The sequence below is a fragment of the Lacticaseibacillus camelliae DSM 22697 = JCM 13995 genome (assembly GCF_001436615.1).
Taxonomy (GTDB): Bacteria; Bacillota; Bacilli; order Lactobacillales; family Lactobacillaceae; genus Lacticaseibacillus; species Lacticaseibacillus camelliae.
In genome coordinates, this window is sequence record NZ_AYZJ01000024.1 from 17,174 (window position 1) to 43,404 (window position 26,231).

Sequence of the window (26,231 nt, forward strand, 5' to 3'; positions counted from 1 at the left end):
TCAATGCACAAGCGGCGCTGGCTGGTTGGCTTTCTACTGCTGTTTTTGGTGGTCGGTATCGGCCTCATTGCGTGGCAGCCGCTGCACGAAGTCAACAAGGGACGCCGTGCAAGCACTGAGGGCAAACAGCTCATCAAGGCACTAAAGAAGGGCCAGTCGGTAGAAATTAAGACAACGCCCCAGAGAACGCACATACGGGCCGACACAGCGCTTTCAATTCCATCCGTTGGGATTGACCTGGCAGTCTACAAAACGACCGCAGGGCTTGCGTATGGCGCATATGCGGAGCTTTCAGGGGTAAAGGCGGACACCGCGCCAGGCGATAACAACTATGTCCTAGCCGGGCACTCTAGTTATCTTCACGGTGTGTTGTTCGCAAATCTCTTCCAGCTGACCACCAGCCGGGGCTATGAGCGTCGGGCTGGGGCTGCTTACCGGCCATCGGACTATCAGGGCGGGAAAGGGGCAGGCGGACTGATTCAGGTGTACACAAAGTTAGGCACCTATACGTATCAAGCCGATGTTGCTTATACCGTCAATGGAGATGACGCGTCGATTCTGAGTGATCCACAAGCAGGCTCGGCAAAGCAGATTCACCTTTTCACTTGTCCTCGCACCGGGCACAAACACCCGCCATTTCGATACGTTGTCCAAGGTCACTTAATCAAGGTAACACCAACTAAACTTGGCCTCCAAAAGCACCTTGATACGTCTCTAACGGCATCTGATCCAACCGCGTATCGCGTGGGCACGTTGACAAGTGATTAATTACCACTACCGCCACCGGGATAGCGTTAGCGCCTGCTGACGCTGCCAGGGTTCGACTCTCTGGGGCGGTCTTGCACCAAGATTTTTGAGGAGGTAGTCACTGATGGAAAAATCACAAAAAAGAGCCCCTTTCAGGGCTTTTCACTTACCGTATAGTTCGTCATGGGAGCCTGTTCGCAGCATAGTCGCGGTCAGGTTATCCTGATCGAGCCTGTACATCAATAGCCAATTCCCACGGGCGCCTTTGACCACGTGTAGTTCGCGGTTTCCTTGCAGATTTCCTGATAACGCATGGTCGGCATATCGGGTCGCCAACGATTCCTTGTTGACACCCTCTAAAATGAGGGCAACCACCTGCTTGAGTTCTTTCATTGGATAATGTTTCTTGCCGAGTCGCTTAACATCGCGGTCGAATGCGTTAGTTGTCTTTAGGCTAAACACCGAGCTTCCTCCACATGTCTTCGGCGCTAGCATATTGGTTAAGCCGCTCCGGGTGGTCGGCATCGTCTAGTGCTTCGAGTGTGTCTGCTGGCAGCGCCGTTGGCATGAACGGAAGTTGCCGGTCTTTAACCATCTGGGTTAGCGTCAGTCTAACTACCGTACTGAGGTCAATTCCCATGTCTTCTGCTACCGCGGTCGCCTTCGCCTTCAACTGTGGGTCTAGCCGAATATTGAGCCGTGCCTCTGGTTTTTTGGTGTCCATCAAATCCCCTCCTTGTTGAGACCATTGTAACACCATTGGCGCACAAGGGGAACCGTTCGGAACACAAGAACTGATCAAGGGTTGACTATCAACTAGCAAATTGTACGGTAACTGGTAATCTGAACTACGGAATCTTGTTGATTCTGCTGTCATCTGTGGGACTATCGACGTCATCGCGGCGAGCTAAGGTTCGACTCCTTAGAACGTGTTTGGATACTTTGACATTCGATTTGATTTTAGTTAAATTAGATCAAAAACAGGAGTTTTTAATCCATGAAAAGCTTTGCACACCATTATAGTAGCGACATCTCTCGTGAACAATTTGAACTAATCCGGACAGATCTAGAAGGCATACGTAAGCGGACTAAGCCAAGAAAGGTTGATTTATATGATATCTTTTGCGCCCTGCTTTATACCTTGAAAAATGGGTGCGTTTGGCGCGATTTACCCAGCGATTTTCCTAAATGGGAAACCGTCTATTATTACTGGTTACTTTGGACTAAAACGCCATCTCCTGCTGGTATCACTCCTCTGGATAAGGTTTTAAAAAAATTGTCAGCCAACATCGGTTGGCTCAGAAGCGTTCAGTTTATACATCGTTCATCATTCTAGATGCTCAAAGTGTCAAGAATACCGATCCTGCTGAAAGTAGCGGCTACGATGGTGGTAAAAAGGTGAGTGGGATTAAGCGCCATCTTGCTGTAGATATCAATGGGCTGCCGATGGCAGTCCATGTGACAACCGCCAATGTTTCTGAGCGTGATGGCGCCAATGCGCTACTGGCGTTAAACAAATCACAGTTTGACCTGGTTCAACGAGTAATGGCCGATGGTGGTTATACTGGTAACAACTTTGCTCAATCAGTTCAGGCAATGATTAACGCTGAAGTCATTATTGCTAAACAGAGTGACCTTAGGCACGGTCAAGTGACCCCGCAACGCTGGGTTATCGAACGCAGTTTTAGCTGGCTAGGAAAATATCGGCGCCTCTGGCGCAATTGTGAGCGAAAGCTGAACACCAGTAAGATGATGATTAGCTTAGCCTTCCTGCGAATACTCTTGAAAAGATTCTAAACACGTTCTTAGGATGACCTTGGTAGGCAGCAGCCCCGTTGCCTACCATGCACCAACGATTTTTCATTCTATTCCCTTTTGTACTCCTACCTCTCCCCCAGAGAACAAAGTAGGAGTGCGTTGCTGCCACCGGCTTACCCATTCCTAGAGTAAGGTCAGGGTTCAACTCCCTGGGGCAGTATAAGTTGCTAATCGGCTGATAAAGCAACACCGATAGTATAAAATGCTGTATATGGAAAACGAAAGTAGGGTGAGAACGTGAAGCTGCAAGATGAGACTGCCAGAGTCTTTGCGCGTGTTGATGTCGCTACCAAAGCAGCCGCAGAAGAAGCCTTATCAGAAATGGGCTTCTCAGTGAGCGCTGCTATCACAATCTTTCTGCGTCAAGTTGCAAGGGATAAGAAATTTCCCTTCACGCCAGATACCGGCTACCTGGCTAAGATTGGTTTAGACAACAAAGGCAGGAAGAAGAAACAGAAGAAGTAAGACTACCAAGGCCCTCAATCGAGGGCCTTTGCTGTACTCGGAAAACTAAGCTTCGACTCCTTAGTACAGCTTAGGCAAAGTCTGGCCTGACGCTGACTTTGCCTAATCCCCCAAAATTTTAGTTCTCTACCCGGCCCCTTCTGCCCGAAGGGGCTTTTTGCTGTCGTCGGTGGTCTAATCCAGGGTTCAACTCCCTGGGGCAGCGTCGGCCCGATGGGCCGCAGTCATTTGATAGAAAGGAGGAACGCACATGGAGAAAGGAGTGTATGTTGATGAACGCTTTTTGGCGCGTGAGATTGGCACCAGCGGCAAGGACAAAGAGGGGAACGAGATTCTGTTTGTACGTGTGAAAAAGAGCTTCTTCAGCGCAAACCCGGAAGCCAAGAAGTTGATGGTACCGGGTATTCTGCTCGCGATTGGGCACGTAGCCCCGCAAATTGCACGACCGGCTGGATTCTACCAAAAGCTCGGCTACCTAGCAGCGCTTGAGGTACACCGCATCAGTAAAGCGCCAGATGGGGACTGGCTGATTGAAGGCTACCGAGACACGCATTATCGAAGGGAGTTTGTGTAATGGCTAAAGTCTTGAAATTAGATCCAAGCACGGCATCCGTTGTTGATTGTGGGGCTAATTGGATCAGAGTCACAATTTATAACTCTGGCTTCGGACAGCATATCGAAGCGGGTTATCACGCTGTGCTGAAGACCGGTTGGTGGGCGGATCCCGAACTGCTGGATCTGGGCGAGGTGCAAGAAACGCGTCCTGTTAGCCTCCGCAAGGTTGAACTACTGATTGTGAACTAGAAAGGATTGAGAACATGGCAAATCGTGCTGAACAGAACCAAAACAAACGCCTTGCTACCGCTATTTTGGCAGCCAAGGGAATCAAGATGGAAGACTGGCTCAACGACAAGTATCAGGAAATCATTACGGAGAACACATCGCTATTGATTAAGTCGATGACGGCGCAGAAGAGCCAGCCTACGCGGGAACTAACTCAGGAGGATCGTGAAAATGGATAAAATCTTGCAGGCATTACAATTCTTTGTGACGGCAATCGGGACAGTCTCAGGTGCATACGCAGCCGTGAAATTAGGATTATACGGGCTCGCTCACATGACGAAGAATCGCCAAAAAATTGAAGAGGCCAGAGATGGTATGACTAACACCGCAATTGGGTTATTCATTGCCTTGTCGGCTACCGCCATCGTGACTTGGCTGAAAACCATTTAATCACGCTGAAGGAGGTGAGTAGCGATGTATGTGTTGCTGAAGCGCAGCCGCTTTGCCTGGCCTTTCTTTTCCAAGCTCTCCAAGACCCGCCGTTACTCACTGCATGAGGCGGAGAAGACCATCCGAGAGACAAATCGCGCTTGTCTGGATAGCCACAAAAAGCTGGTTGTCGTGATTAGCATTCATGACCAGCCAAACGGTGACCTGCTTTTCCGTGATGCACTAGAGCTTGGAACGGATGCGCCGTATATGAGCAACCTGTTGGCACTGGTTCAGCATACCTTTAAAGAAGTGCTAGATAATGTCTCTTCGGACGATGCCCAGCGATTCATAGCGATGCTTCAGGCAGCTTTGGTCGCGGAGACAACGCCGGGGCCTAATCCAGAATCCGATTGGGATCCTGGTGCAGCGTCAGAGGAAAAGCCTGAATCAGCCGACAAAAAATCCCCTCAATCAGAGACGGGTCGTTCTGAAGGCGCACCAGAGCAGCGTGAAGCAGCCCACCCATCGCCGGAGGCTGAACCTGACGCTACGTTGGAGGATGATTCCAATGCCGAACCAGAGCCAGTAGAAGAACCGCCTCGCCGTGAACCCGGGCAACCTGAACCGAAGGTAGAACGGGAACGGCGCGCCAGGCGCCGCCTCGCGCAAGGAGACATCATTCGTAAACACAAACGGCTGTTGATTGGACTGGCGGCTGCGCTATTGGCGCTGCTGTGTGTGTTTGGGTCGTACCGGTTCTTTTTCTCATCCAAGGCGGCGCCACAACCCAGTTACCAATCGCTGGTGCGTGGCGAGAAGTATATCCAAGCAGCTCAGGTGTACCCGGAAAAGCGCAGCAATATTGAAGCCGTGGTGGTCACTGATGGGACGACGGCACAATTAGCGAAGTTTCAGGCGAAGTACCCCAGCGCAAACGGTAAGTTTGACCTAGCCTACGCACAGCAAAAGTACCTGGTAGTGATCACTGCTAGCCAGGAAGCAGCGATGACCAGGGTTCGTAAGTCTAAGTTGGCCGTGGCCTATATAAAGACCAAACAGTATGAGCAGGCGGAGATTCTTAACCAGGATCTGAATGACCAGGACTTGCAAAGTCTGATTGCGATAGGCTACATCCAGACTGGAAAGTTCGATCAAGCGAAGCAAATCAATGCTGAGTTGAAGAACAAGACCATAGACCAGGCCATCCAAACCGGGGAAACCTACCAAAAGGCGGTTGAGCACTATCAATCTATTGCAAATGATAAAACCAAGAGTGCTGCTGAAAGAGCGCAGGCAAAAGCTAGCGCTGCTTCATTTCAACATCAACTCGAAACTTTAGGAGAGTGACAAGAATGGCACAGGAACCAGAACAAGAGAAGAAGGGCAGCCGCAAGATTCTTGCGGCTGTTTTAATTTCAGCCGCCGTGCTTGGTGGTGGTGGCTACGGTATCTATCAGGCGGTGGCGGGGCCAGCGCAGCAGACCGAAAAGACAGCGAAGCCTGCAACAAAGAAGAAGCAGGATACCGTGAAGTCAGTGATCAAGGAGGCCGCTGGCAGCGACTCGCAAAGCAACAAGGACGATAGCGCCAAGTCTGTTATCCAGGACGCGTTCCCGACACTCTTGGAGAACGATGAGGGCAATGGCGTGGCCGGAGTCCTGCTCGACAATGGCGTGCAGAAGCTAGCAGACAACCTCAACTCTGATCAGACCAAGGGCCTTGTGGCACTGGCAACGGATGCCACCAAGCCAACACCAGAACCGATTGAGCCAGCAACACCGGAGGTGCTTCCTGGTGGAGACAGCGGCACGTCTGGCAATCAGCCTGGGACACTTCCTGGTGATGGCGGACAGACCGGCGGGGGCACTGATGGTGGAGGCTCAGATTCTGGTGTAACCACACCTGACCAGGCACCATCCATCAGCGCACCGGCGACGATGACGGTGCACAAGGGTCAGGAATCAGTCAATTTCCGGCTCGGCGTGACGGCAAGTGACCCAGAAGATGGCGATCTGACAAACGCGATTGGCTATACAACCACGCTTGATAAGAACACGCCAGGCACCTATACCGTTACCTACTCAGTAACGGATAGCGAGGGGCACACCGTATCAGTGACGCGTGAGATTACAGTAATCAACGACAAGCCTTCTATCGTGTTTCTGAATGACAATCCGGTTGAGGTGGGTACAACCTTCGACGCCTTGAAAGACGTTCACGCTGCCGACTTCCAAGACGGCGATGTGACGGGCAAGGTTACTGCTGAAGGTAAGGTTGATACAACGACTCCTGGTCAGTATGAACTGACCTATTTTGTTACCGATAGTGACGGGCAGACGGTCACCAAGCAACGCACAGTCACGGTTTACGCTGACAAGCCAGTCATTGACACTACCGACCAGAACACGAGCATCGCAATCAACACTAACTTCGATGCCCTTCAGGGTGTCAAAGCAACCAGCAAGTATGGCGAATCTGACCTCAAGGTAGACGGAAGCGTCGATACCAGCAAGCCTGGCGAAAATAAGCTGACCTACACGGCGACCGATAAGTTCGGGCAGACGACGACCAAGACTGTGACGATTAACGTCACGGCCGACAAGCCGAGCTTGGATGTTGCTAAGGTGCAAACGACGCTCAAGGTCGGTGATCAGTTTGATGCCCTGGTTAACGTAACCACAACCAGCCCTTACGGTGAGGCAAGGGTTACCGTTGATGGTTCCGTTGATACGGCTGTGGCAGGTGACTACAAGTTGACCTACACAGCGACTGACAAGTTTGGACAGACCACAACTAAAGAAGTCACGGTTACTGTGGCAGCTGATGACAGCGCGGATGTAACCGAGGAGGAATAGCAATGACTAAGATGATGAATGACATGACCGTTATGGGTCGTGTAATGCCGGAGACGCGAAGTAATGATAGCAACGGCCGTACCTACGTGAACGGGTACCTCTCCAATGAACGCAGTTTTGACACTGGGCGTAGCGAGACGAACAAAGTTCCATTCACCCTTTCTGGTGAGGCGGCCACCCGCTTCCTTGACGAAGTAGAGCCAGGTGCCGTGATTGTGGTTAATGGCTATTTCCAAAGCAGTGAGTTCAAGCGCGATGATGGCAGCCAGGCGGTTTCCTACCGCCTAAGGGGCTATGACTTCTACCGGGTCTACCAGCCAGGCGAGGTCGCTAAGCCGCTGCAGCAGGCCATCCAGCCGGAATTTGAACGCGCACCTGAGGCTCCGGCCCAGCCAGCACCACAGCCGCAGCCTAAGCCCGTAGCGCCGCAACCAGAACCGTCAGCGGCCCCAACTCAGCAACCGACGCCACAAGCACAGTCGCCGTACCAGGGTTGGTAGAGGAGGCTGCTATGAATAACGATTTAATCATGTTGGTTTCGGTAGATGGGCAGAAGGTGGTTGGTGAGGATGTTGCCACCGGTGAGCCTTTGACGATTACTGTGACGCCAGAGCGGGCCGAAGTCTTAAAGGCGATCATGGCCGAAGCGGGCACCGAGGAGGGCATTGATTACCGGGAGGTTGGCCGCGAGGTGCAATCCGATTCGGTAGAACCAGAAAGCCCCGCCTACCTGACGAGAGAAGGCTTTATGACGGAGGTGGTCGAGTAATGGCCGCTAAACGGGCATATACGCCAAAGACCCCGGAACAGATCAAAGCAGAAGTTGCCAAAGTCGTAAAAGACGCCTTGCCGAAGATCAAGTTGCAGTCAAGTAGCCCGGAAGAGCGCAAGGCGTTTTTGGATTTCATGGCCACCGGGTATCACTATTCACCTCGAAACGTGGCGCTGATTCGATCCCAGTTTCAACAGGCCGGGCTGGTCGGTTCCTTCAAGTTCTGGAAGGATAAAGGTTTTTCAGTGCAGAAGGGCGAACACGCGCTCAAAATTCTGGTGCCGCACGACTTGAAGCTCTACCGCGATCCTAGTTCCAAGCAGTATTTGAGCTTTACGAAGCTAAGCAAAGAATTACAGGCGCGGGTGAAGACTGACCCTGATGCACTCAAGACCATAACGAGCCGGTTTTACAACCTGGGGAACGTCTTTGATGTGTTGCAGACCAACGCACAGCCAGAAGATTACCCTGACCTGTACCCGAACCGGCCATTTGATCTTGATAATCCGAACCCCGAAGGGACCAAGAAGGCGGTCGAAACACTCAAAGTGGTCGCCATGCAGGAAGGAATCCGGGTGACTAGTCCCGAGACGACGGAGTTTCCGTCCTACCAGTTAGGGGCTGCCAAAGGGGCAACAATCAACGTCGATGGCAAAGCCAAAGAGATTGTGATGAAGAACAATCTCGGTGATCCCGAATATGCGGCCACTTTAATCCACGAGCTGGCTCACGCAAAGATGCACAATGCAGATCATGCGGGAGCATCAAAGTTCTGGGCGTTAAAGGATACCAAGTCAAATAAGTACCGCGACATTATGGAGTTCCAGGCCGAAATGACCAGCTATGTTGTGAGCAAGTCGCTGGGCATTGACACAAGTGAAGAAGCGATGCCCTACATTGCCTCCTGGACAGAGAACCTAAAGACGATAGAAGGGAACGAGGAGCAGCAGCAAGCCGCCATCATGGGCGACGTGCAGCGCGTTTCAAAAGACTTGATTGAGTCTATCCAGGATGGGCTGGCACCGCAGCAGGCCAAGGACGCAGGCAAGCAAATTGCTAAGCCGAAGCAATTAGCACGAAGTTAGGAGTTGAGGACATGAAGGCAGTCAAAACAATCGCGGCACTATCGAATGAGGCGTTCCAGCGGCGCTTAAACGACAGCATTCTTGATCTGGAGCGCGCTGGAATGCCGGTCGTTGGGATTCAGACCAACCAGGGGGTGTGGATTAAGCAAGGCACCATCCTGTTTGAGGACAATTTGTCTGAAGAGCAGCGACAGCTGCGGTATGAGATGACCCACAGCAAGCTAGCCACTTGGTTCAACCTAGTCGTTGATCTCCTGCTTCTAGGCGCAACAAGTTGGCTTGCACTGAAGCTGTTGGTCACTCCGCAGATCCAAGTCGCTGTACTAATCATCTTTGGGTTGTTGGCTGCTGGCATGACCCTAATTGAGTTGCTCAATGCGGCACTGGGCCTCTCCATGCGAGGGCTTGGGGCCTTTACGCTAGCGGTGGTGGTGGCTTACAAACTGCTGGTTGGCTATGTGCTTTCTACTGTTCCCGCCGCCTGGTCACTGGTTCTTGCGGTCACTTGTGTCTCCGCAGTAGCCATCGGCGGAAAGCCAATATTTGACAGAATCCAGCTCTGGTGGCAGCACGTCGCGGTCGATCGAAGGGGGTGAAACGACGAAATGAATATTGACTATAAACAATGGAAAAGCCTTTTGTCGCGGCGTGATGTAATCACCGGTACAGGGGCTTTTCTGCTTCTAATCTCATGGTGTCTGGGGTGCTTGGCAAGCCACTTGCTTGAGTACCTATTTAGTAGTTTTCAAGCCACTCTGGCAAGTTTCAACCAGGGTAAAACGATCACAAGCGCGTCAGGAATCGGCGCCGTGTTTGCACCGTTGAATTGGTTCCTACCGTCAACAAGCGGTCTATTCTGGCTCGTTACGGTTGTTGTGCTGTTTGTGTGGCTGGTGAAGGTGCCAAAGCTGCTTTACCAAATGCGTATTGCCTACCGTGATCTTAACCTTGGCTCAATGGGCACCGCTGCCTTTACACCGTTATCTGATCTTGTGGAGCAGAGTGTGGCGGTACCGCTCGACGGCTCCATCTATGATGGGTACTCCGGCGTGCCGCAAGTGCACGTGACGCCGGAGGCTGCCGAAAAACTCAACCTGCATGTCACCTCTTCCCGTGGCCCTCGCCAGAAGAAAGCGTTCGATGCGGTTGTTGCTAGACGAGAGAAGAGGCAAGGGCGACGCACAATCGGGCCCGTCCCGAAGAACGGATATGACCTGATTGACACGAACAAGACTAACGCGGCCGTTGTCGCGGGTACCCAGTCAGGTAAGACCCAGACCTTTACATACCCGGTGCTGGACTTGATTATGCGCGCAGCAAAGCAAGATTCGGTCATTGTCACCGACCTGAAAGGCGATATGGTCAAGAATACGAAGGCTGCCTTTGAGCAGCACGGCTATGATGTTCGCGTGTTCAACCTGGTTACGCCCGAGTACTCCATTGGCTACAATCCGTTGGCGCTGATTTGGGAAGCCTACGACAAGGGTGATTATGATGAGGCTCAGCTTCTGTGTAATACGCTGAGCTATTCCCTGTTTCACAATCCTAATGCTAAGGATCCAATGTGGGAGGAGGCATCTATCGCGCTCACCAACGCATTGATCCTGGCAGTGTGCAGAGTCTGCAAGATCAAGAACACACCGGAGCGCGTCACGATGTACACCGTGTCAGTCATGCTAAACGAGTTAGGGTCAAACCCTGACGAGAACGGCGACACGAAGATGGATATGTTCTTCAGCCAGCTGGAAGTCAATGACCCCGCAAAGCTGCAATACGGGACGATCACCTTTTCGCAAGGTATCACACGGGCCGGGATTTACACCGGAACCATGGCCAAGCTCAAAAACTATACGTTTAGTGCAATCGGCAAGTTGACCGCGACCAATGATCTTCATCTCGCGGATATTGCCAACGGCAACAAGCCGGTCGCGTTGTTCATTGTCTATCCTGACTATGACGATTCCAACTACTCACTGATTTCAACGCTGATCAGCCAGATTTCCTACGTCTTGTCAAAGGCTGCCACGCTGTCTGAGACGTCTAGTTTGAAGCGGCGCGTCAAGTTTGTCCTAGAAGAAGTGGCTAATATCCCGACGATAGAAGGGCTGAGCCGCTATATGAACGTTGGCCTGCAACGTGGTCTCATTTACTACCTGGTCTTCCAATCTATCGCGCAGCTCAAGGATAAGTACGGTGATCGCGGTGCCGAGGCGCTGTTGTCGGCGTGCGGGAATAAGTACGACATCCTGGCCGATGGGAAAGAAGACGCAGAATACTTCTCGCGGTTGCTTGGTAAAAAGACCATTATCGTACCTAATCGGGCTGGCGATCCCATGAGCATGGATAAGTCATACAGCGAGTCTGAACAGGCTCGCGATTTGATGACCCCTGAGGAGCTGAGCCAGCTCAAAGAAGGGGAGTGGGTGTTGATCCGTGGGAAGCAGCGGCGGGCCCTTGATGGTACGCAGATTAGCGCAAAGCCAATCTACGCCAATCAGGCTGACCAGGATCACATGCTCTTTCAGTATCAGTACCTGAAGGATTTTGATCACCCGCAGACCTTTGAAGAACTCAACGGTGACAAGCTGGCATCACATGCGGGCACCAAACTCGATGGGTTGACCATCTCGCAGAATGAATTTGCAGAGACCGCAACCACGACTTTAGACCAAGCGGAGCGCTTAAAGAACGAGCCAGATCAGTTTGAGGTGCACAGCAGCGACAACGTTCATTCGTCCTATCAGAAAGACAGCAGTGGGAACGTCACAGTCACTGAGAGTCGTACCGAGGCTGCTAAAGCAGCGGCTGAGACACGTCAGAAGGAAAAGGAAGATCCTGTTGCTGATCTCCACGAGGACGACAAGCCGCTGACACAGAACGTTAGCGACTTCGTGAGTGAGGATAGCAGATTTATCGAAGTGGCCTTGACAGAGGCCCAATTAAAAATGGTTCATGACCAGACTGAGCAGTGGCTCGACAGCGATGAGAATGCGGCGTTCTGGCGTGGCAATACCATGAGCCAGGCACAGGCGTATCTGGCTGGCCACCGCGAGGATAAGCCTGAGTTGTATAAGGCGCTGCGGATGATGTTCAAGTTGGCGCAGTTTGAGAAGAAGGAGGGAGCTCATGGGTGATCAACAAATCATTCAGATTCTACGGGCATACAGTGACTATTTGCATGTCTCCAACATGGTCAGTGACGGCCTGCGGTACATTGGCAATGTGATCATTCTGGGACTCGCCACTTTGACAAATGTAGTTAGCAGCAGTTTTCGCCAAATGTACAAGCTGCTCAACTTCTGGGAGTACAGCGGGGTCAAGAATTTTCTTAAAACCTACAATGCAGCAATCTGGGCGCTCGCCGCGGTGGCAATCGCCTGGGCAGGCCTCATGTTCATTCACAATAAGCGCGTTGACTACCAAGAAAAAGGCAACAATTTTCTGGTTGCGGTTCTCCTGTTCTTTGGAACGACCTTTTTTATGACTCAGGCCACAGGGCTAGTCAACAGCGGGATTGCTGGAAACTCCGTTGACTCGCCGGTGGTGGTATCACTGTACAAAAGCTACATTACCGATGTGTACTCACTGGACAAGGCGGGGTGGAAGCATTCCGGTACGACAGCGACGTTGCCTAGCGTTGCGAAGCGTAACGCCATTAGTGATATGGGCGATGTGAAGCTCCTAAACATCAACGAAAAGGTTGATACCGGGCACTGGTACGGCGGTTCTCAGGTCAGCTCTGACGGGAACAGCATCCTGACTCACCAGGTCTCGAAGAACTCAGATGGAACCTGGGAGCTGCACAACATGACCGGCATGTTTAAGCTCGATGATCATTACTACCGCTACTCCTGGTCGCCGTGGTACTTATTCTTCAGCATTATCTGCGTGCTGCTGGTGACCATCATTACTATTTTCAAAGTCGTCAAGATTGAGATGGAGATAGGCTTCATTGGCTTACTCACTCAAGGAATCGCCCTGACTGACATAGACTCTGGCAAGCGCAATCGGCAGTTAATCACGAAGCTGCGTGACAGTTTCGTCGTACTGTTCCTGCTAGACGTCCTAATTCAGTTCTACGGACTGTTTCTGGGGTATATCAATCAAGCGGGTCTAACGCCGGGAACCAAGATTTTAGCCATGATTGGGGCCGCGCTGTTCATTATCGACGGGCCGAACATCATTCAGGCAATCTTTGGCATCGACGCGGGCGTTGCGTCGATGGCACAGACCATGACCAACGTGATGTTCGCGAGTCGTGGCCTGGGTACGTTGGGACGCGGTGCTGGGCATCTTGCTAAAGGTGTCGCCAAGACGGCTGGAAACGTCGCCAAGGGCGGTTTGGTGGCCGGTGCCGGTCTTGCTGGCGCGGGTATGGGGCTGCTATCCAAGCCTAATCTACCGGCCTCACCACTTGCGGCTGCACCTGGTACCGGCAAAGCGTCGGGGCCAGAAGTGACCGGTGAAGTACCTGGAATGCCTGCGGGCGACACAGAGAGCGCGCCTAATCTTTCAGAAGGCGGGGGAGCACCTGGCACTCAACCCGCAGCTGTTCCGAATGGAAAGCAGTTAGGAGCAGTACCGTTCCACCCGCCGTTGGCCAACGGTAAGAGGATTTCGACTAAGACGGGGCTGCCGACAGGGATTGCGCAGCAACGCCTACAAGCGCAAAAGAGTGGTGCTGGCAAGGCCCCCGCTTTACCGGAGAGTAGCACTAAACACCAGGTGCCAAAAGTGATCGCTTCTTCGATGCCTGGCGTGACTGGGGCTCAAGCGCGAGGCGCGATGGCGGCCTTGCAGCGTGATCAACCGCAAGCTGCGACGCAGCAAACGCTTGGCCAGCGTGCTCAAGCAAAGCTGATGACGTCGCCAACGGTGCAAACCATGCACCGGGTCTATCGCCAAGGCGAAAACCAAGGCGCGCTGATCCGTGAAGCGAACCAAGAGGTCAAACGTCACCCAGTTGGTCATGCGTTGGATGACGCACCGCACCAGCCAAATATGGAAGAAAGGGAGTAAATGTGTATGTACCATCAAGTTCAGTTCTCAAAGAAGATCAACATTAAGAACCAGTACAGCAGCCACCTCACAATTACCGACTTCTTCGTGATTCTTGCTGCGGCTGGGGTTCCATGGCTGGCCTTCTCGCATCTCTTTCCTGCGGTGCTTCAGCTACTTCCGGCGGTGTTAGGGGCGGGAATCTCGTATATCCTAGTTTCGCCGTCAGGGATTCCAGAGAAGAAAACCTACCAGGTCATCTGGCAGGTATTGCGTAAGCCGCGCCGGGTCTACCACAGTATTGATAACCCGCGGTGGCGTCTACTATTTAGAGAGGGGGAGAAACATGGCCTTTGATGCTGTATCTGTTCGCAAGCAAAAGCAAGACAAACAGTCAGCTGCGATTGCAGATAAAAAGACGAAGGTGACGGCGATATTCCCCGTTACCGGTATTACGGAGAAAGGGTATCTCACCCTACACGCCGGTATTTCAGACTATTATGCGGAGGTGTTCAAGCCTAAGAAATATGACCTAGATCGCGTGACGCTTGAAGAGGCTGATCAGATTGAGGCCGGATCCTGGGAGTTTATGCGCCAATATTCTGCTTCGGTGAAAGAGGTCTTCCTCAACTTCCCGGAATCCAACAAGACTCAGCAGCATTACTTTCGGCATCTGATTGAGACCACGCGAGACCCGTTCCGCTTGGAGATGCTGCAAAGAGAATTGCTCAACATGCAGTATCTCGAAAGTCACTATCGCAAGCTCTCAAGCTGGATCTGGGTATTTGGTGATACCGTGCCAGAACTTGAGCGACACATTGAATCAGCCTTGCAGTACAGCAGCATCTACGGTTTTGAACCGACAACCACGGTAGAGAAGCAGACCATGCTGCACTTAATGAATAATCCGGGGGTGATTGCACATGAAGAAGAATAAAGGACTGGATGACTCGTTTGTTTACCGCATTCAGCCGCAAGGGGGCATAGACACCCGCAATGAATACTACACGCGTCTAGGAAACGTCTACCTGGCCTGCGTACACGTGTATGAAATCCCCGACACGTTCACTGACTTTTGGCTGAAGGAGATTACCAGCATTGCCGGGGTTACCATCACGGTGGACTATTTCACCAATCAAAACCTCAACTACAAGAAGCGCATTGAGGGTTCAGTAACTGAGCTTGAGGTGCAGCGCTCCCATGCCAATACGACAACGGAACGCGACTTGATTGACCAGGAGCTAGACCCATTGCGTGACCTGAGCATTGCGCTCAACAAGCAAGGTGAGGTGATCAAGCAGGTGCATATTAGGGTCTACGTCTACGCTAGCAGTCTTGAAGAATTGAATACCAAGGTCAACCGAGTGATCGGGCGACTCGACAGCAGCGCCTATCAGGGCGCTGTTTTTTTGGACGAGAATGCGGACGAGTACCAGTCGATGTTTCTGCCGATGACGGCGCAGCGTCAGCTCCCCAGTCGCCGCGAAGGGCTCCCATTGAGCGGCCAGGTAATGGGGTTAGGGTTTGCCCACAACCAAACTAGCCTGGACGATCCGTATGGGTCGTACTTTGGCTATACGCCTACTGGCGGCACCGTGTACTGGGATATGTTCCGAGTCAGCCAGCAGCGGACGTACTACAACACGTTCCTGAGTGGCGACTTGGGCTCAGGCAAATCGACGTCGATCAAAAAGATGCTTTGGGAGCGGGCAATCCGCGGGGATATGGTGCGTGTCTTTGACCGCTCTGGTGAGTTTGCTGACCTGGTTCACCGCTTCCGTGGTACTGTGATCAACCTGGACGGGAGCCAGGGCAGAATCAACATGTTTCAGGTTTATCCTACCGCTGTTGATGAAAAGACCGCTGACGTGGACGTGACGGCTTCCTACCGGGCCCATATTGGCAACCTCTCAATCAAGTACCGACTGGTTGACAGTGATGCGGACGCGCGAACAGCAAGCGTGTTTGGTACACTGTGCGATCAATACTACAAGTCCAACGGGTACCTGGATAAAGGGGCTAAGCCGATTACTAGCTTAGCCAGCGAGGACTATCCGACGTTGAGCGATATTGTCGCCTACATTGAGGAGCGCCGCCGTGATGAGCCAGACGATCAAATGTCTAAGTATTACAACACCATTCTATTGACGCTTCGCCGCCTGGCGACGATGTATGGCCAGCTCTTTGATGGGTATTCGTCGCTGCCGCCCCTGCAAGATGTCCAGCTGGTCTCGTATCAGCTGGATACGATTGACCAGATGGAAGAAGGAATCCAAGACCTGGCTATCTACAACGCCATCATGGACTCGTACAACAACTGTATGGCAGTGGGCCGCCGCGAGAAGAAGGCCTACGATCACCGCGAAAAGACACTGGAGGACGTTCAGCACTGGCTGATTATCGTCGATGAATGCCACACGATCTTGAACACTGATAAGGCATTTGCGGCCGACTTCTTCGTTAAGCTGATGTCTGAAGACCGCAAGATGTTCGGCGCGATTGTGCTAGCAACGCAGCGTCTTGAGCGTATGTTTCCAAACGGCAGCAATGTCTCTGATCGGGATATGGTCAAGGCGGTCAACTCCCTCAATCAGATCTATTCCCTATGCCAATACAAGGTACTTTTGAAGCACGACGTTTCCACCATTCAGACTGCAAAGAATCCTGGGATTCTACGCCGTCTGTTCGGTGGCATTATGACCGAGCAAGACTTCGCGACGATTCCAAATTTTGATAAAGGGGAATGCTATCTGCTGACCGGGCCAAGCAAGCTGCACATGCAGTTCCAGGTCACAGATGATGAACTGCGGGTATTTGCAGGGGGTGCTTGATTATGAAGCAATCCACGACTATGCGGCGCGTCTGGGCCGGGTGGCGTTGGCGTAAGTGGCTGGTGCCACTCGGCCTGGGTGCGGCGGTTCTTCTCCTGGGGCTGTCGCTGATGATTGGCATTCTCGCCAGTGTCGATGCGTATATGGGTCGAGAAGCTGAAGATGTGGCTGCTGACGCTGGGAGCGGCGGCTTGCTGACCAACATGGCTTTCGACGCGGCGGTATTTCATGCTGCCTGGGATAAAGGGTTCGGGCATGGCGTGCTGGCTAACCAGGAACAGTACACTATTGCCGCAGCGCAAAATGCAGGCGTCAATCCGGCGCTTTTTGCCGCCATCATGGCTAACGAGTCTGGCTGGGGCACCAGCCGTGCTGTCCGCGTAGACAACAATCCCAGTGGTCAGATGAGTGGTAACCAGGTGATTCACTTTAGCAGCATTGAGGCGGGTATCGACGGCACCGCAGCCACGCTTCACAACCTGGTCGTTGTGCGTGGGCTGAGCACTCTGACTGCTCTCCAACAAGCCTATGCACCAGTTGGGGCTGGCAACGATCCCGGAAATCTGAACTCCGGCTGGTTATCGGCCGTGACCTCTATCATTAAACAATTCATGACCCCGGCGGACGCAGATGCGCTGCTCACCGGCAAGGGAGCGAGCAACGCTAACGTCAAGATTATGGGAGACAAGATGAGCTACTTTGATCAAGCTTACGCCGCAGCAAGCGCACAGCTCGGCAAGCCTTACGTCTTTGGCGCGAACGTCTCCGGCGCAAACCCGACCGGATTTGATTGTAGTGGCCTGGTACAATGGGCGCTACGGAAGGCCGGAATTTCCTTGCCTCGTACCGCTCAGGATCAGTACGATGCCACCAAGCGGTTAAGCAAGAGTGAGGTGAAGGCCGGTGATCTGATATTCTTTGAGCACACGTATTCTGGGCCGCGTATCACCCACGTTGGTATCGTGCTTTCAAGTACGCAAATGATCAACGCAGCGGGCAGTAATGTTAATATTGCTACCTACACATCGTCATACTGGCAAGCACACTTTGCCGGCTTTGGCAGAGTCAAATAAGGAGGAGTTAGGAAATGGCAAATGGGAAAATCGTATTTGGGTTAGCAACCTGGGCAGTACTAGCCACCGGCGCAGCCGGGTTCGGATGGTACCAGGTTCATCAGGAAGCCTTAAAACCGCGCACCAATGTTGTGGTGAATAAAGGCGCTGGCAAGACGACGACCACGACGTCAACGCCGCAGGATTCCGGCACCTCGCAAGCTGAAAAAGCGGACGCAAAAGAGCTTGCCTCTTTGAAGGCAAGCAACGACACAATCACCAAACGCGCGAAGGCTTTCGTCACATTGCACACACAATTCTATGAGAATGCACGTAAGCAACACGACGATATTGAGGCCATCTCAACGAAGAAGATTGCCGACGACCTCGTGGTCGTTCCGACCGGCGGCATGGCCGCTGACAACTTCCGTTGGAGCACGACCTGGTACAACCGAGACGTGCAGATTCAGCCGGAAAACGGCAATGAACGCCAGGCAACTGTCCGGGTGGTATTCGATTTGAGCGGAGCCGGGAACACGAATCCACAGAAGCAGGACATCCTCTATCGCCTCACTTTTAAGGACGAGAAAATTACCGAGTGGAGTGAGTATGTTTACGCAGAAATGGAGCCTGGCGTGTCTATGAACCAACAGTAGAAGGGAGGAGAAGTGTTGAGTGCTTTTAGTTCAACAATCACGATGAGGCCACAGAATCGGGCCGAGAAAAAGTTCATCTATCTCCTCGCAGGAATCATCGTCGTTGTCGCCACTGCCTTTGCAGTGGCTTTTTTATTTCCCAAAAGCAGCACAGCAAGTGGCGTAAAACCAGATCAGTCTTTTACCCAAGGCGACAACCAATTCACTTTCGCTGGGGCGTCACGCTACGCCAACAAAACGACGTATCAGTTGAACCTCTATGTGAAGGATAACCAGATTGATCCGCTGCAACCAATCACCGCAAACGTGCGCACTCGTAGTGCTGGTAATGGCGAAAAGCTACCAGCAAAACTGGTTCAGGTAAGCGAAGATTTCTACGCCTTGGTCGTGAAGAATGTACCTGATAAGCAGACGAGTCTGTACGTTGCCATTGGCACAAACAAGCAACTGAACGGCGGCCTTTCCATGTCATCTTCTCAGCCAATCAGTATCCAAAAGGTGACTCTTTCTGATCATAGTTCGACACCATCGAGTCGCGCATTGGAGCAGGAATACTTCACCTACATGGTTCATTTCTACGGCAAGCGCATCACTACCTACCGTCAGAAAGTGAAGGACGCTGACGCCAATATCGCAACGCTCAAGGCTACTTTGAAGAAGCAGAAAGCGTCGCTTTCCGTTCAAACCGGATCGCAAAAGGCCGCAACAAAACAGAAGATTTCGGACACCGAAACCTCGCTAAAGACGCAGAAAACCGAACGGGCATCTGCACAAAAATCAATTAAATCTGCACGCATTGCGCGCGAAAAGTACCAGAAGCAGTTGGAATAGCATGAAAATCCCCGTGGGTTTTTCATGGGTTATCGTGGGCCTTGCTGAAAATGCGTGGGCATAGGCCCTTGAATCGTGGGTTTAGGTGTTTTGGGTCCGTGGGCGTAGCGGGCTATAACGTGGGTTTTAGGGCCTAATTCCGCTATCACCCAGAATCAACCCGCACTGCGGGTTCTATCACAATGTGATAGCAGATTTCTATTATGCTCTTTCAAATGGCTTGGGCTTTTCGCCCCAGCCAGACCTTTGAACCGCCCCGCCGCAAGCGGCAGTAGAAAGCAGTGCACCCTTATATGGAAGGAGGAGGCAACGTGGCAACTACAATCATTCGCAACATTCGTAGTGCAGATCTAGCGGTCATCGACGACGCTGCGTCAAAAAAAGGAGTCTCAAGAGAGCAATTCCTGAGACAACTGATCCACACCTCGGCGTCGCAATATTTCAGCGATCACGACAAGGAAAGCCTGGAGGAAACGTTGCGCAAAGCCGAAACGGTGATTGCGGAATCGACAAAAGCCATTAACAGTTTCGTCGCTGTTCTTGGCAACAAACAGGAGGGACTATGACAAAAGTTCGTAAGCACATCATGCTTGAGGACACCTCCAAGAATGGGTTGTCTTGGGAGTGGCTAGCCGACTACATGAAGGAAAATGGCATCCGTACGCTTGGTGATGGGCTGCAACATCTCTTTGTAGAATATCGGCAACTGCAACGGCAGGTCGCTGACCAAGAGAACCTTGCAAAAGCAATCGCCAAGGAGGTTAAACCTCAGCTCGATCCGATTCGTATTCGGACGGGCTATGTAGACAAGAACGTGCGTGTGCTCACTAATTTACTCAACTCGTATTTGATTATCAGTGGCATGGAAGACGCAATTCCGGTGACCGATGTTATGGCGGAATCTATTACCGCAACACAGAAGCAGGTCGCAGATCAAATCCATGCTTACCAGGTCGCACGCAAGGATAAGCTAACGAGATCGACGCGGGGTGATGGTGATGAGTAAGTCACCTGGCATCGTGACCGTAATGAAATTTGTCCCAGCACCCGACAAGAAGTTCAGCGGTTACGTGAACTATATGGATAGGCCGGACGCAATGCGCGGTGATCACTTCAAGGAATGGAACGTTAACCGTTTCGACGGCTACAACTATTACATGAATAACCCAGAAAAGAGTAAAGGGTTGTTCACGGCAGGTAAGGATTCTTTAACGCAGGAGGAACGCACCGAGCTGAAACGACAGTTTGCGCTCGCACAGAAAAACGGCTCGCTAATGTGGCAAACCGTGGTGAGTTTCGATAACCGGTTTCTCGCAGACCACGGGCTTTATAATCTGCAAAGCAAGCAGCTCGACCAGGAGAAAATACAACAGACAATTCGTAATGGCATGAGTGGTCTTCTAATCAATGAAGGTTTAGCCAACACGGCGGTGTGGTCAGCATCAATTCACCTCAATACTGACAACATTCACGTGCATATTGCGTTTGTAGAACCTGAACCAACGCGCCAGAGTATCCTGATTCATGATTCCGAAGGCCAGGTGAAAGAGGCAGCAAACGGTATGATAAAACGCTCGACTATTTCCGCCTTTAAGTCCTCAATCGCAAATGAGTTAATCAACCGGGATCAGTCGCTTGCTCGACTTTCCATCCTGATACGTAATGAGCTTCCGCAGCATGACTATGACTGGGGGAAGCTCCCGAACTTTGACTTGCTGCGGTTGTACCAACAGATCTACAAAGCGCTTCCTGACGATAAGCGGAAGTGGAAGTACAACATGAACGCGCTTCAAGAAGCGCGACCGCTGCTCGACGCGTTTAGCTCCAAATTCATGCAGCGGTATCACGCAAATGAGTTGCAAGAGTTTGATCAAGCGCTGAAGGCCGAGACAGATTTTCGCGAGGCACTGTATGGTTCTGGTCAAGAAGGTAAGGAAGCTGGTCGGGCCAAAGACTACGAACACGGTAAGTATGATGAATTGTACGCCAGGATGGGCAACTCGATCCTGAGCGAGATGAGAAAGACAGACGACGCGGTTTATAGGAAGGAGCATCCGAACGGGCTCTCCAACCACAAGGCCCAGCGAGGCCAGCCTAACCAGGGCATCTTCCAAGCCTTGTCGTCTATCCGCCGGGCGCTTTCCGGCGACATGAAGGCGCGTGCGAAAGCACAGCGCGACTATGAACGAATGCAGGATGAAAAAGAAGCTGACCGCCAGCGTCAGCAGAATCAGGGCTATGGCCCTGAACGATGATCGCAGCCAATCAGGTTGCGATTTTTTTGTGCTCAAAAGGAGGAATGACAGATGGCAACAGAAGCAACGATTGCACCGGTCACTGATGATCAAATTCTCAAATACTTGGCCGATATTGGCGATGAACTGACGACTAACCCGCGTGAAGGCATCTTTGTTTTGCGCAACGGCAGTATCATCAGTGGTCAATATGAAATGGGAACCCGTGGCGTCGATCACAACGACCTTCTCGGCCTTTTCCCAGGGCTGGATGTAACCGACGGGCACGTTGAACCATGGGGCCAGGTTCATGCCGCGACGGGCGTTGTACGCCTGGTCGCTGAGTCTGGAAAGGCACTGGTCATGGAAGGCCAGGATCTGACCGCAGCGCAGCGGAAGGTCGTACGTGATGGCAGTTATGAAGTGGTGGCGGCTACGCCAGCCGTCACCCTTGCACCAGCATCCAATCAGTCGCAGCCTCAACATTCAGAACAAAGAGACCCGGCATCAATCGTACCGGAGGTACCACACGCGGCGACAGGGAACCTGGATGAAATCATGATTAAATCTGATCAGGCCAGCGCATGGTGGTTCAAACAGCTTCGCGAACACGCCGGGCAAGCACTCAAGATTACCCAGGTAGACGCTAATGGTGAAGAGCGATTGTATGCAACACTGACGAAGAGTAGCCGCCCAGATGTAGATTTACAACTGACCAGTTTTGCTAAGGACGGCGGGCCACAGAGCCACCTGGAATTTAGCCAAAACACGCTGAAGGAATGGGAAAACAACCCGTTGCTGAGTGAGTTGCCGCATTCCTCGCCGGACACGCACTACCTGGCTAGCTGGGAAGAACAGACGGTAGAAAAAGCAAAACCAAAGTCCGCTAACAAGGGCATCACGGAGAAGATGATCTTGCATGCCAAGGCAGTTTCCATCCTTGATGTTGCCGCCAAGAATGGCGTGAACTTGGTACATGACGGAGGTGATTATTGGTCTTGGGATCAGCACGATTCACTGAAAGTGAATGCCCGAAAGAACCAATTCATTTGGAACAGCCGCCAGGTAGGGGGGTCAACCATCGACTTCATGATGAAGGTTGTCGGCGTCGATAACTTCCAAAAGGCAGTGACCGCATTAAACGACGACAGTCTCTCCACCACCAAAGTGGCTGCTGAAGACCGGCAACCGTTTAAGTACGACATTCAAAACTCTCAAGATTTCACCAAGGCTCGCGATTACCTAACGCTGGCACGCGGTCTAAATCCCTCGATTGTGGATCAGCTTCACCAGCGCGGCTTCATTCAACAGGACAGCAAGGGCAACGCGGTGTTTGTCTGGGCACATGATGGTGAGCGCGTTGGCGCTTCGATTCAGGGAACGACGATCGACAAGAAACGCAACGGCCCACGCGGTACCTTCAAGCAGATTGCTAAGAACTCAGAGCAGGACTACGGTTTCAACTTCTCCATCGGTCGGCCGAAACAACTGTACGTCTTTGAGTCGCCAATCGACGCGTTATCGTACTTGAGTCTGCACCCGCAAACAAAGGACACGATGTTCTTTGCGATGGATGGACTAAAGCCGCAGACCGTCACAAAAGCAATGGCATACTTTCATTCCCGCACTGGCGCCGTTCCCGAACGGGTCGGCTTTGGTGTAGACAATGACCCAGCCGGGCACCGCTTCTTTGATGAGATGATCAACAAACACGCTTTTGTGAACGTCAAAACCGGGGAGACCCTTCCATACGGGCACTTCATGGTTGATAACCTGGCAATTCCACAGGAACGCCTAAAGGTTCTGCAACAGCAGGCCGCCACCGCTGGTGTTCCATGGGAGCCGCTCGCCGCACTGGATAAAGTAGAAACCAACTTTCATGACGACAAGGAGGTCAACAACTGGTTTGGCCTGAAAGGCGGTTTCACTCACAGCGACGGAATGGCGGCCGGTGAAGCATATGAAGAGCGTACTGGCCAGCTGGCCGGTCTCATGCACGACCTGACCGGCCAAAATGGTCTGGATTATCAGGCGCTGGTCAAGCGCCTGGATCCGGCCCTCGATCCAACCATGCAACATGCAGTGATCACCAAGATAAAGTCATATGCTGGGCAGTACGAAAGGCTGGGCGTGAAACCGGTAAGGTATGAGATCAAAGATTGGAACGACCGACTGAAGCAGGTGCAAAACGAGAGCGGGTTTCCCACCCGCGTAATCGACCGGATTTATGCCAAGAAGGACGAAGAGAACGCACTGAAGGTGATTCAAGAACGGAACCAAGATGGTGACAATCGCTTAAAAGCGGTACAGGCGAATCAGCTCAATAAGGGTCTGTTTGAGGCTGACTCACCGCAGGAGATGGCCTACCTGATCAAGACCTATGGTTATAGCGCCGTTGATAAAGAAGACGAGCGAAAGTACCAGCAAGCACCAGGCGTCAAGGCAGAGGCATTGCAAAAGCAAGCTCCGGCATTAGCTCAGCAGCCCGCACAGGCCGCCGCACAAGCAGCCGGACGATAGGGGGCCGGAAACAATGAAGACGAAGTATTTGGGCCGCCTCTTGACCTTGGGTGCGGCCCTGGTCGCACTCAGTGGCTGTAAGGCGGTGGATGGAATATCAAGCCTCCTCCCAGGAGCAACGGTGGAGAACAGTAAGGCCGACAACGCTTTAATCAAGACACCCTTCAGCATTAAAAAGTATCCGCAGAACTACATGGTGGTGAAGGACAACAAACCGGAGTTTGAGGGCGTGTTCGCGCGTACTGTTAGCCGTGACTTGAAGGAGCCTAGCTATATCACAGCGACGACTGATTACTCGACTCTTGATCGCGCCGGGAGAACCCAGGGCGTGACGGCAATCGTTACCTATCAGTCGATGATGTTTCACAACAGTAGTGTTGTCAGCCGGCCCGCCTTCCCAGAAGAAACGCGAGTTTCTGGCGAGTATTTGCATGCCAAATACACGGCAACGAAAGACTCAGTAGAGAAGGGGTGGCATGGCGGCATCAATAACAACCGCATTGTGCAACTCACGGGGTACCGGGGATACTTGTACAACAAGTCGCACCTGGTCGCCTGGTCACTCAATGGAGACATGCAAACCCACAACGTGATTCTTGGCACGCGGGCGCAAAATGTGGGCACCAACGACATGCGTAACCCTGGCGGCATGGCTTATCCTGAGACTCTCACACGAAATTACCTGCAAGCGCACCAGGACGAAGCGGTCGCATACCAGGCCATACCCATATATAGTGGATCGGAGTTGGTACCGCGTGGCGTACACGTGATTGTGCAGTCCCTCAAAAATCCGAACGGTCTGCGCCTGAACCTCTGGGTCTTTAACCAGCAGGCGGGCGTTAAAATCAACTATAAGACTGGGCAATTCAGCCTAAAATGATGACGACACCTGTTTACGCATGGTGAATGATTATGCTTCAAAATTGCATTAGTTCCGTCGCCGACGCGGGCGGCGGGGCTATTTTTTTGCCCTATTTTGAGGCCGTTGCCGCATAGTTGTTCGCCGTCTCGCACAAAAACGCGTCAGAATCGCCTCTGACGACACCAAAAAAGGCTGATATTAGTCAGCCTTTGACTGAGCCACGCTTCCGGGGTTCAGTAGCATTGATTACGTCGTTGATTGTTTGTAACGCTTGCGCCAGCGTGTCGGTTGCAACGGTCTCGATCCGCTCAAATCGCCGACGACGGAAATCAAACGTATGAAATTGAAGCGGGTTGATGTACCCTTCCGTTTTCTTCTGGTGAAGTGGAATGAGCAGTCCGGTGTCTCTGAATCGGTTGCTGTCTGCATGAGTAATCGGGCACACGACCGCAAGGCCCGTTAATTTTGCGTACTGGGCATTGCTGACGACTAGGGCTGGTCGGCGCTTCTGAATCTCCTTGCCAGCACTGGGGTCAAAACTGGCACTCACGATGTCGCCTTTGTGTGGAATGTACTCAGTCCCACTCACTATCCAGCACCTCCTGGTCACCCAGTACGTCGTTTTGCTTGAGGTCTGCTTTGAACCATTCACCTTCAAATGGGTTGCGGTGCTTTGGGGTAAAAACGATGGCTCCGTCGGCTTTACGTTGCACGTCAAATTCCTGTCCTTCTTCGACGCGAAGTTCCTTTGGTACTGTCAGCGTCACAGAGTTTCCAACTGATCTGGCTTTGACTGTCATTCTGAATCGCCCCTCTCGTATACACGTAGTATACACCTCGGCGGGTTTTCTGTCCATTATATCCTTCGGGGAACACGTTCAATCGTCATTAGCGCATAGAAAAAAGCCGCCTCAACGGCGGCATCCTATTATTGTGCTTCCCAGAAAAAGTTGGCTGGCAGGTACTCGTCTCTCTCAACCTCGTTGAGTGCGTCCCACTCTGAAGCGGCCTTTCGCAAGATTCGTTTGATTTCCCGGCCTTCGTCCGCCACCATCTCTGCTTGCCACTGTGCAGTCGCCTGATTAGCGCCGGGGTCGGTAGACTCAGTGGCTGAAGTAAACGACAAGTCTTGAACAATACCATTGAAGATGACCTCTTCAGTTGAGGTTAGGCCCTGGTCAACGACGATGTTGTAGAACTCAGCATCAAGCAGATTCCCTAAACTTTCATCTTCGCCGTTATACGCTTCTACCAGCTTTGCAAAGGTTGCGATTTCCATTTTGGTTGCCT

At 52.2% G+C, this 26,231-nt stretch carries 31 protein-coding genes; 26 read left to right on the forward strand and 5 right to left on the reverse strand.

Annotated elements, in window-relative coordinates; genetic code table 11:
* Positions 1-3: 3 nt before the first annotated feature.
* A complete protein-coding gene (locus FC75_RS04730; protein WP_054663286.1) occupies positions 4-768 on the forward strand; it encodes a sortase domain-containing protein in 765 nt (254 codons plus the stop codon).
* Between the two features lie 141 nt (positions 769-909).
* Here the strand turns inward: FC75_RS04730 and FC75_RS04735 are convergent, their stop codons facing one another.
* Together FC75_RS04735 and FC75_RS04740 are read right to left on the reverse strand one after the other, a co-directional pair.
* The gene (locus FC75_RS04735) at positions 910-1,209 is read right to left on the reverse strand and encodes a type II toxin-antitoxin system YafQ family toxin (protein WP_056989271.1); all 300 of its coding nucleotides are present in this window, start codon (positions 1,207-1,209) and stop codon (positions 910-912) included.
* Positions 1,202-1,471, reverse strand: coding sequence for a type II toxin-antitoxin system RelB/DinJ family antitoxin (locus FC75_RS04740; protein WP_056989272.1), 270 nt, complete (start codon positions 1,469-1,471; stop codon positions 1,202-1,204). The genes FC75_RS04735 and FC75_RS04740 overlap by 8 nt, the downstream gene beginning before the upstream one ends.
* A 273-nt stretch (positions 1,472-1,744) precedes the next feature.
* On the opposite strand from FC75_RS04740, the gene FC75_RS12410 reads away from it, so the two are divergent.
* The 25 genes from FC75_RS12410 (at position 1,745) to FC75_RS04865 (ending at position 24,959) form a co-directional block, all read left to right on the forward strand.
* Positions 1,745-2,544, forward strand: a protein-coding gene (locus tag FC75_RS12410; protein WP_088899809.1) for an IS5 family transposase whose coding sequence is annotated in 2 segments (ribosomal slippage) — positions 1,745-2,015 and positions 2,015-2,544 — 801 coding nt in all. Because the reading frame shifts where the segments join, the coding sequence is not laid out codon by codon here.
* 258 nt (positions 2,545-2,802) lie between these two features.
* The gene (locus FC75_RS04750) at positions 2,803-3,030 is read left to right on the forward strand and encodes a type II toxin-antitoxin system RelB/DinJ family antitoxin (protein WP_054663292.1); all 228 of its coding nucleotides are present in this window, start codon (positions 2,803-2,805) and stop codon (positions 3,028-3,030) included.
* A 250-nt stretch (positions 3,031-3,280) separates the two neighbouring features.
* The gene (locus tag FC75_RS04755; protein WP_054663295.1) at positions 3,281-3,604 is read left to right on the forward strand and encodes a hypothetical protein; all 324 of its coding nucleotides are present in this window, start codon (positions 3,281-3,283) and stop codon (positions 3,602-3,604) included.
* Positions 3,604-3,834: a hypothetical protein gene (locus tag FC75_RS04760; protein WP_054663298.1), complete on the forward strand. Its 231-nt coding sequence runs from the start codon at positions 3,604-3,606 to the stop codon at positions 3,832-3,834. The genes FC75_RS04755 and FC75_RS04760 overlap by 1 nt, the downstream gene beginning before the upstream one ends.
* Before the next feature lie 14 nt (positions 3,835-3,848).
* On the forward strand, positions 3,849-4,052 hold the full coding sequence (locus FC75_RS04765; protein ID WP_054663302.1) for a hypothetical protein: 204 nt from the start codon (positions 3,849-3,851) through the stop codon (positions 4,050-4,052).
* Positions 4,045-4,263, forward strand: coding sequence for a hypothetical protein (locus FC75_RS04770; protein WP_056989273.1), 219 nt, complete (start codon positions 4,045-4,047; stop codon positions 4,261-4,263). The genes FC75_RS04765 and FC75_RS04770 overlap by 8 nt, the downstream gene beginning before the upstream one ends.
* A 24-nt stretch (positions 4,264-4,287) precedes the next feature.
* A complete protein-coding gene (locus FC75_RS04775; protein WP_056989274.1) occupies positions 4,288-5,592 on the forward strand; it encodes a hypothetical protein in 1,305 nt (434 codons plus the stop codon).
* 5 nt (positions 5,593-5,597) lie between these two features.
* On the forward strand, positions 5,598-7,100 hold the full coding sequence (locus FC75_RS12635) for an immunoglobulin-like domain-containing protein (RefSeq protein ID WP_056989275.1): 1,503 nt from the start codon (positions 5,598-5,600) through the stop codon (positions 7,098-7,100).
* A gap of 2 nt (positions 7,101-7,102) precedes the next feature.
* Positions 7,103-7,600: a single-stranded DNA-binding protein gene (locus FC75_RS04785; protein ID WP_054663317.1), complete on the forward strand. Its 498-nt coding sequence runs from the start codon at positions 7,103-7,105 to the stop codon at positions 7,598-7,600.
* An 11-nt stretch (positions 7,601-7,611) separates the two neighbouring features.
* Positions 7,612-7,869 (forward strand): hypothetical protein, encoded by a 258-nt coding sequence (locus tag FC75_RS04790; RefSeq protein ID WP_054663320.1) that lies wholly within the window; start codon positions 7,612-7,614, stop codon positions 7,867-7,869.
* The gene (locus FC75_RS04795; RefSeq protein ID WP_054663324.1) at positions 7,869-8,957 is read left to right on the forward strand and encodes an ArdC-like ssDNA-binding domain-containing protein; all 1,089 of its coding nucleotides are present in this window, start codon (positions 7,869-7,871) and stop codon (positions 8,955-8,957) included. The genes FC75_RS04790 and FC75_RS04795 overlap by 1 nt, the downstream gene beginning before the upstream one ends.
* A gap of 11 nt (positions 8,958-8,968) precedes the next feature.
* Positions 8,969-9,553 carry a hypothetical protein gene (locus FC75_RS04800; protein ID WP_056989276.1) on the forward strand — a complete coding sequence of 195 codons (585 nt, stop codon included), beginning with the start codon at positions 8,969-8,971 and terminating at the stop codon, positions 9,551-9,553.
* 279 nt (positions 9,554-9,832) lie between these two features.
* A complete protein-coding gene (locus tag FC75_RS04805) occupies positions 9,833-12,091 on the forward strand; it encodes a VirD4-like conjugal transfer protein, CD1115 family (protein WP_235808702.1) in 2,259 nt (752 codons plus the stop codon).
* Complete coding sequence (locus FC75_RS04810) at positions 12,084-13,976, forward strand: pLS20_p028 family conjugation system transmembrane protein (protein ID WP_056989278.1); 1,893 nt, start codon at positions 12,084-12,086, stop codon at positions 13,974-13,976. Before FC75_RS04805 ends, FC75_RS04810 begins: the two co-directional genes overlap by 8 nt.
* Before the next feature lie 6 nt (positions 13,977-13,982).
* Entirely contained in the window at positions 13,983-14,312 is a 330-nt protein-coding gene (locus FC75_RS04815; protein WP_125706245.1) for a hypothetical protein, read from the forward strand.
* Positions 14,302-14,892, forward strand: a complete 591-nt coding sequence (locus tag FC75_RS04820) for a hypothetical protein (protein ID WP_054663338.1) — start codon at positions 14,302-14,304, stop codon at positions 14,890-14,892. The genes FC75_RS04815 and FC75_RS04820 overlap by 11 nt, the downstream gene beginning before the upstream one ends.
* Complete coding sequence (locus FC75_RS04825) at positions 14,879-16,786, forward strand: VirB4 family type IV secretion system protein (protein WP_054663340.1); 1,908 nt, start codon at positions 14,879-14,881, stop codon at positions 16,784-16,786. The genes FC75_RS04820 and FC75_RS04825 overlap by 14 nt, the downstream gene beginning before the upstream one ends.
* A gap of 2 nt (positions 16,787-16,788) precedes the next feature.
* The gene (locus FC75_RS12985; protein ID WP_054663343.1) at positions 16,789-17,859 is read left to right on the forward strand and encodes a C40 family peptidase; all 1,071 of its coding nucleotides are present in this window, start codon (positions 16,789-16,791) and stop codon (positions 17,857-17,859) included.
* 14 nt (positions 17,860-17,873) lie between these two features.
* Positions 17,874-18,494 carry a hypothetical protein gene (locus FC75_RS04835; RefSeq protein ID WP_054663346.1) on the forward strand — a complete coding sequence of 207 codons (621 nt, stop codon included), beginning with the start codon at positions 17,874-17,876 and terminating at the stop codon, positions 18,492-18,494.
* Between the two features lie 15 nt (positions 18,495-18,509).
* The gene (locus tag FC75_RS04840) at positions 18,510-19,325 is read left to right on the forward strand and encodes an ABC transporter ATP-binding protein (protein ID WP_125706254.1); all 816 of its coding nucleotides are present in this window, start codon (positions 18,510-18,512) and stop codon (positions 19,323-19,325) included.
* Positions 19,326-19,636: 311 nt separating this feature from the next.
* Complete coding sequence (locus tag FC75_RS04845; RefSeq protein WP_054663354.1) at positions 19,637-19,891, forward strand: hypothetical protein; 255 nt, start codon at positions 19,637-19,639, stop codon at positions 19,889-19,891.
* Positions 19,888-20,331: a hypothetical protein gene (locus tag FC75_RS04850; RefSeq protein ID WP_054663359.1), complete on the forward strand. Its 444-nt coding sequence runs from the start codon at positions 19,888-19,890 to the stop codon at positions 20,329-20,331. The genes FC75_RS04845 and FC75_RS04850 overlap by 4 nt, the downstream gene beginning before the upstream one ends.
* Positions 20,324-21,580: a MobP2 family relaxase gene (mobP2, locus tag FC75_RS04855; RefSeq protein ID WP_156314339.1), complete on the forward strand. Its 1,257-nt coding sequence runs from the start codon at positions 20,324-20,326 to the stop codon at positions 21,578-21,580. Before FC75_RS04850 ends, mobP2 begins: the two co-directional genes overlap by 8 nt.
* Positions 21,581-21,631: 51 nt before the next feature.
* Positions 21,632-24,079: a DUF3991 and TOPRIM domain-containing protein gene (locus FC75_RS04860; protein WP_156403578.1), complete on the forward strand. Its 2,448-nt coding sequence runs from the start codon at positions 21,632-21,634 to the stop codon at positions 24,077-24,079.
* Positions 24,080-24,092: 13 nt separating this feature from the next.
* On the forward strand, positions 24,093-24,959 hold the full coding sequence (locus FC75_RS04865; protein ID WP_056989280.1) for a DNA/RNA non-specific endonuclease: 867 nt from the start codon (positions 24,093-24,095) through the stop codon (positions 24,957-24,959).
* Between the two features lie 184 nt (positions 24,960-25,143).
* Here the strand turns inward: FC75_RS04865 and FC75_RS04870 are convergent, their stop codons facing one another.
* From FC75_RS04870 to FC75_RS04880, 3 genes are all read right to left on the reverse strand, one after another.
* Complete coding sequence (locus tag FC75_RS04870; RefSeq protein ID WP_054663366.1) at positions 25,144-25,530, reverse strand: type II toxin-antitoxin system PemK/MazF family toxin; 387 nt, start codon at positions 25,528-25,530, stop codon at positions 25,144-25,146.
* On the reverse strand, positions 25,517-25,741 hold the full coding sequence (gene mazE, locus FC75_RS04875; protein ID WP_054663376.1) for a type II toxin-antitoxin system PemI/MazE family antitoxin: 225 nt from the start codon (positions 25,739-25,741) through the stop codon (positions 25,517-25,519). The genes FC75_RS04870 and mazE overlap by 14 nt, the downstream gene beginning before the upstream one ends.
* A gap of 128 nt (positions 25,742-25,869) precedes the next feature.
* Positions 25,870-26,220 (reverse strand): hypothetical protein, encoded by a 351-nt coding sequence (locus tag FC75_RS04880; RefSeq protein ID WP_054663369.1) that lies wholly within the window; start codon positions 26,218-26,220, stop codon positions 25,870-25,872.
* Positions 26,221-26,231: the final 11 nt, after the last annotated feature.

What these genes read in the sequence shown, in the direction of transcription:
- FC75_RS04730 (WP_054663286.1), top strand. Translation starts at nt 4, where the DNA reads ATGCACAAGCGGCGCTGGCTGGTTGGCTTTCTACTGCTGTTTTTGGTG.
- FC75_RS04740 (WP_056989272.1), bottom strand. Translation starts at nt 1,471, where the DNA reads ATGGACACCAAAAAACCAGAGGCACGGCTCAATATTCGGCTAGACCCA.
- FC75_RS04755 (WP_054663295.1), top strand. Translation starts at nt 3,281, where the DNA reads ATGGAGAAAGGAGTGTATGTTGATGAACGCTTTTTGGCGCGTGAGATT.
- FC75_RS04760 (WP_054663298.1), top strand. Translation starts at nt 3,604, where the DNA reads ATGGCTAAAGTCTTGAAATTAGATCCAAGCACGGCATCCGTTGTTGAT.
- FC75_RS04765 (WP_054663302.1), top strand. Translation starts at nt 3,849, where the DNA reads ATGGCAAATCGTGCTGAACAGAACCAAAACAAACGCCTTGCTACCGCT.
- FC75_RS04770 (WP_056989273.1), top strand. Translation starts at nt 4,045, where the DNA reads ATGGATAAAATCTTGCAGGCATTACAATTCTTTGTGACGGCAATCGGG.
- FC75_RS04775 (WP_056989274.1), top strand. Translation starts at nt 4,288, where the DNA reads ATGTATGTGTTGCTGAAGCGCAGCCGCTTTGCCTGGCCTTTCTTTTCC.
- FC75_RS12635 (WP_056989275.1), top strand. Translation starts at nt 5,598, where the DNA reads ATGGCACAGGAACCAGAACAAGAGAAGAAGGGCAGCCGCAAGATTCTT.
- FC75_RS04785 (WP_054663317.1), top strand. Translation starts at nt 7,103, where the DNA reads ATGACTAAGATGATGAATGACATGACCGTTATGGGTCGTGTAATGCCG.
- FC75_RS04790 (WP_054663320.1), top strand. Translation starts at nt 7,612, where the DNA reads ATGAATAACGATTTAATCATGTTGGTTTCGGTAGATGGGCAGAAGGTG.
- FC75_RS04795 (WP_054663324.1), top strand. Translation starts at nt 7,869, where the DNA reads ATGGCCGCTAAACGGGCATATACGCCAAAGACCCCGGAACAGATCAAA.
- FC75_RS04800 (WP_056989276.1), top strand. Translation starts at nt 8,969, where the DNA reads ATGAAGGCAGTCAAAACAATCGCGGCACTATCGAATGAGGCGTTCCAG.
- FC75_RS04810 (WP_056989278.1), top strand. Translation starts at nt 12,084, where the DNA reads ATGGGTGATCAACAAATCATTCAGATTCTACGGGCATACAGTGACTAT.
- FC75_RS04815 (WP_125706245.1), top strand. Translation starts at nt 13,983, where the DNA reads ATGTACCATCAAGTTCAGTTCTCAAAGAAGATCAACATTAAGAACCAG.
- FC75_RS04820 (WP_054663338.1), top strand. Translation starts at nt 14,302, where the DNA reads ATGGCCTTTGATGCTGTATCTGTTCGCAAGCAAAAGCAAGACAAACAG.
- FC75_RS04825 (WP_054663340.1), top strand. Translation starts at nt 14,879, where the DNA reads ATGAAGAAGAATAAAGGACTGGATGACTCGTTTGTTTACCGCATTCAG.
- FC75_RS12985 (WP_054663343.1), top strand. Translation starts at nt 16,789, where the DNA reads ATGAAGCAATCCACGACTATGCGGCGCGTCTGGGCCGGGTGGCGTTGG.
- FC75_RS04835 (WP_054663346.1), top strand. Translation starts at nt 17,874, where the DNA reads ATGGCAAATGGGAAAATCGTATTTGGGTTAGCAACCTGGGCAGTACTA.
- FC75_RS04850 (WP_054663359.1), top strand. Translation starts at nt 19,888, where the DNA reads ATGACAAAAGTTCGTAAGCACATCATGCTTGAGGACACCTCCAAGAAT.
- mobP2 (WP_156314339.1), top strand. Translation starts at nt 20,324, where the DNA reads ATGAGTAAGTCACCTGGCATCGTGACCGTAATGAAATTTGTCCCAGCA.
- FC75_RS04860 (WP_156403578.1), top strand. Translation starts at nt 21,632, where the DNA reads ATGGCAACAGAAGCAACGATTGCACCGGTCACTGATGATCAAATTCTC.
- FC75_RS04865 (WP_056989280.1), top strand. Translation starts at nt 24,093, where the DNA reads ATGAAGACGAAGTATTTGGGCCGCCTCTTGACCTTGGGTGCGGCCCTG.
- mazE (WP_054663376.1), bottom strand. Translation starts at nt 25,741, where the DNA reads ATGACAGTCAAAGCCAGATCAGTTGGAAACTCTGTGACGCTGACAGTA.
- FC75_RS04880 (WP_054663369.1), bottom strand. Translation starts at nt 26,220, where the DNA reads ATGGAAATCGCAACCTTTGCAAAGCTGGTAGAAGCGTATAACGGCGAA.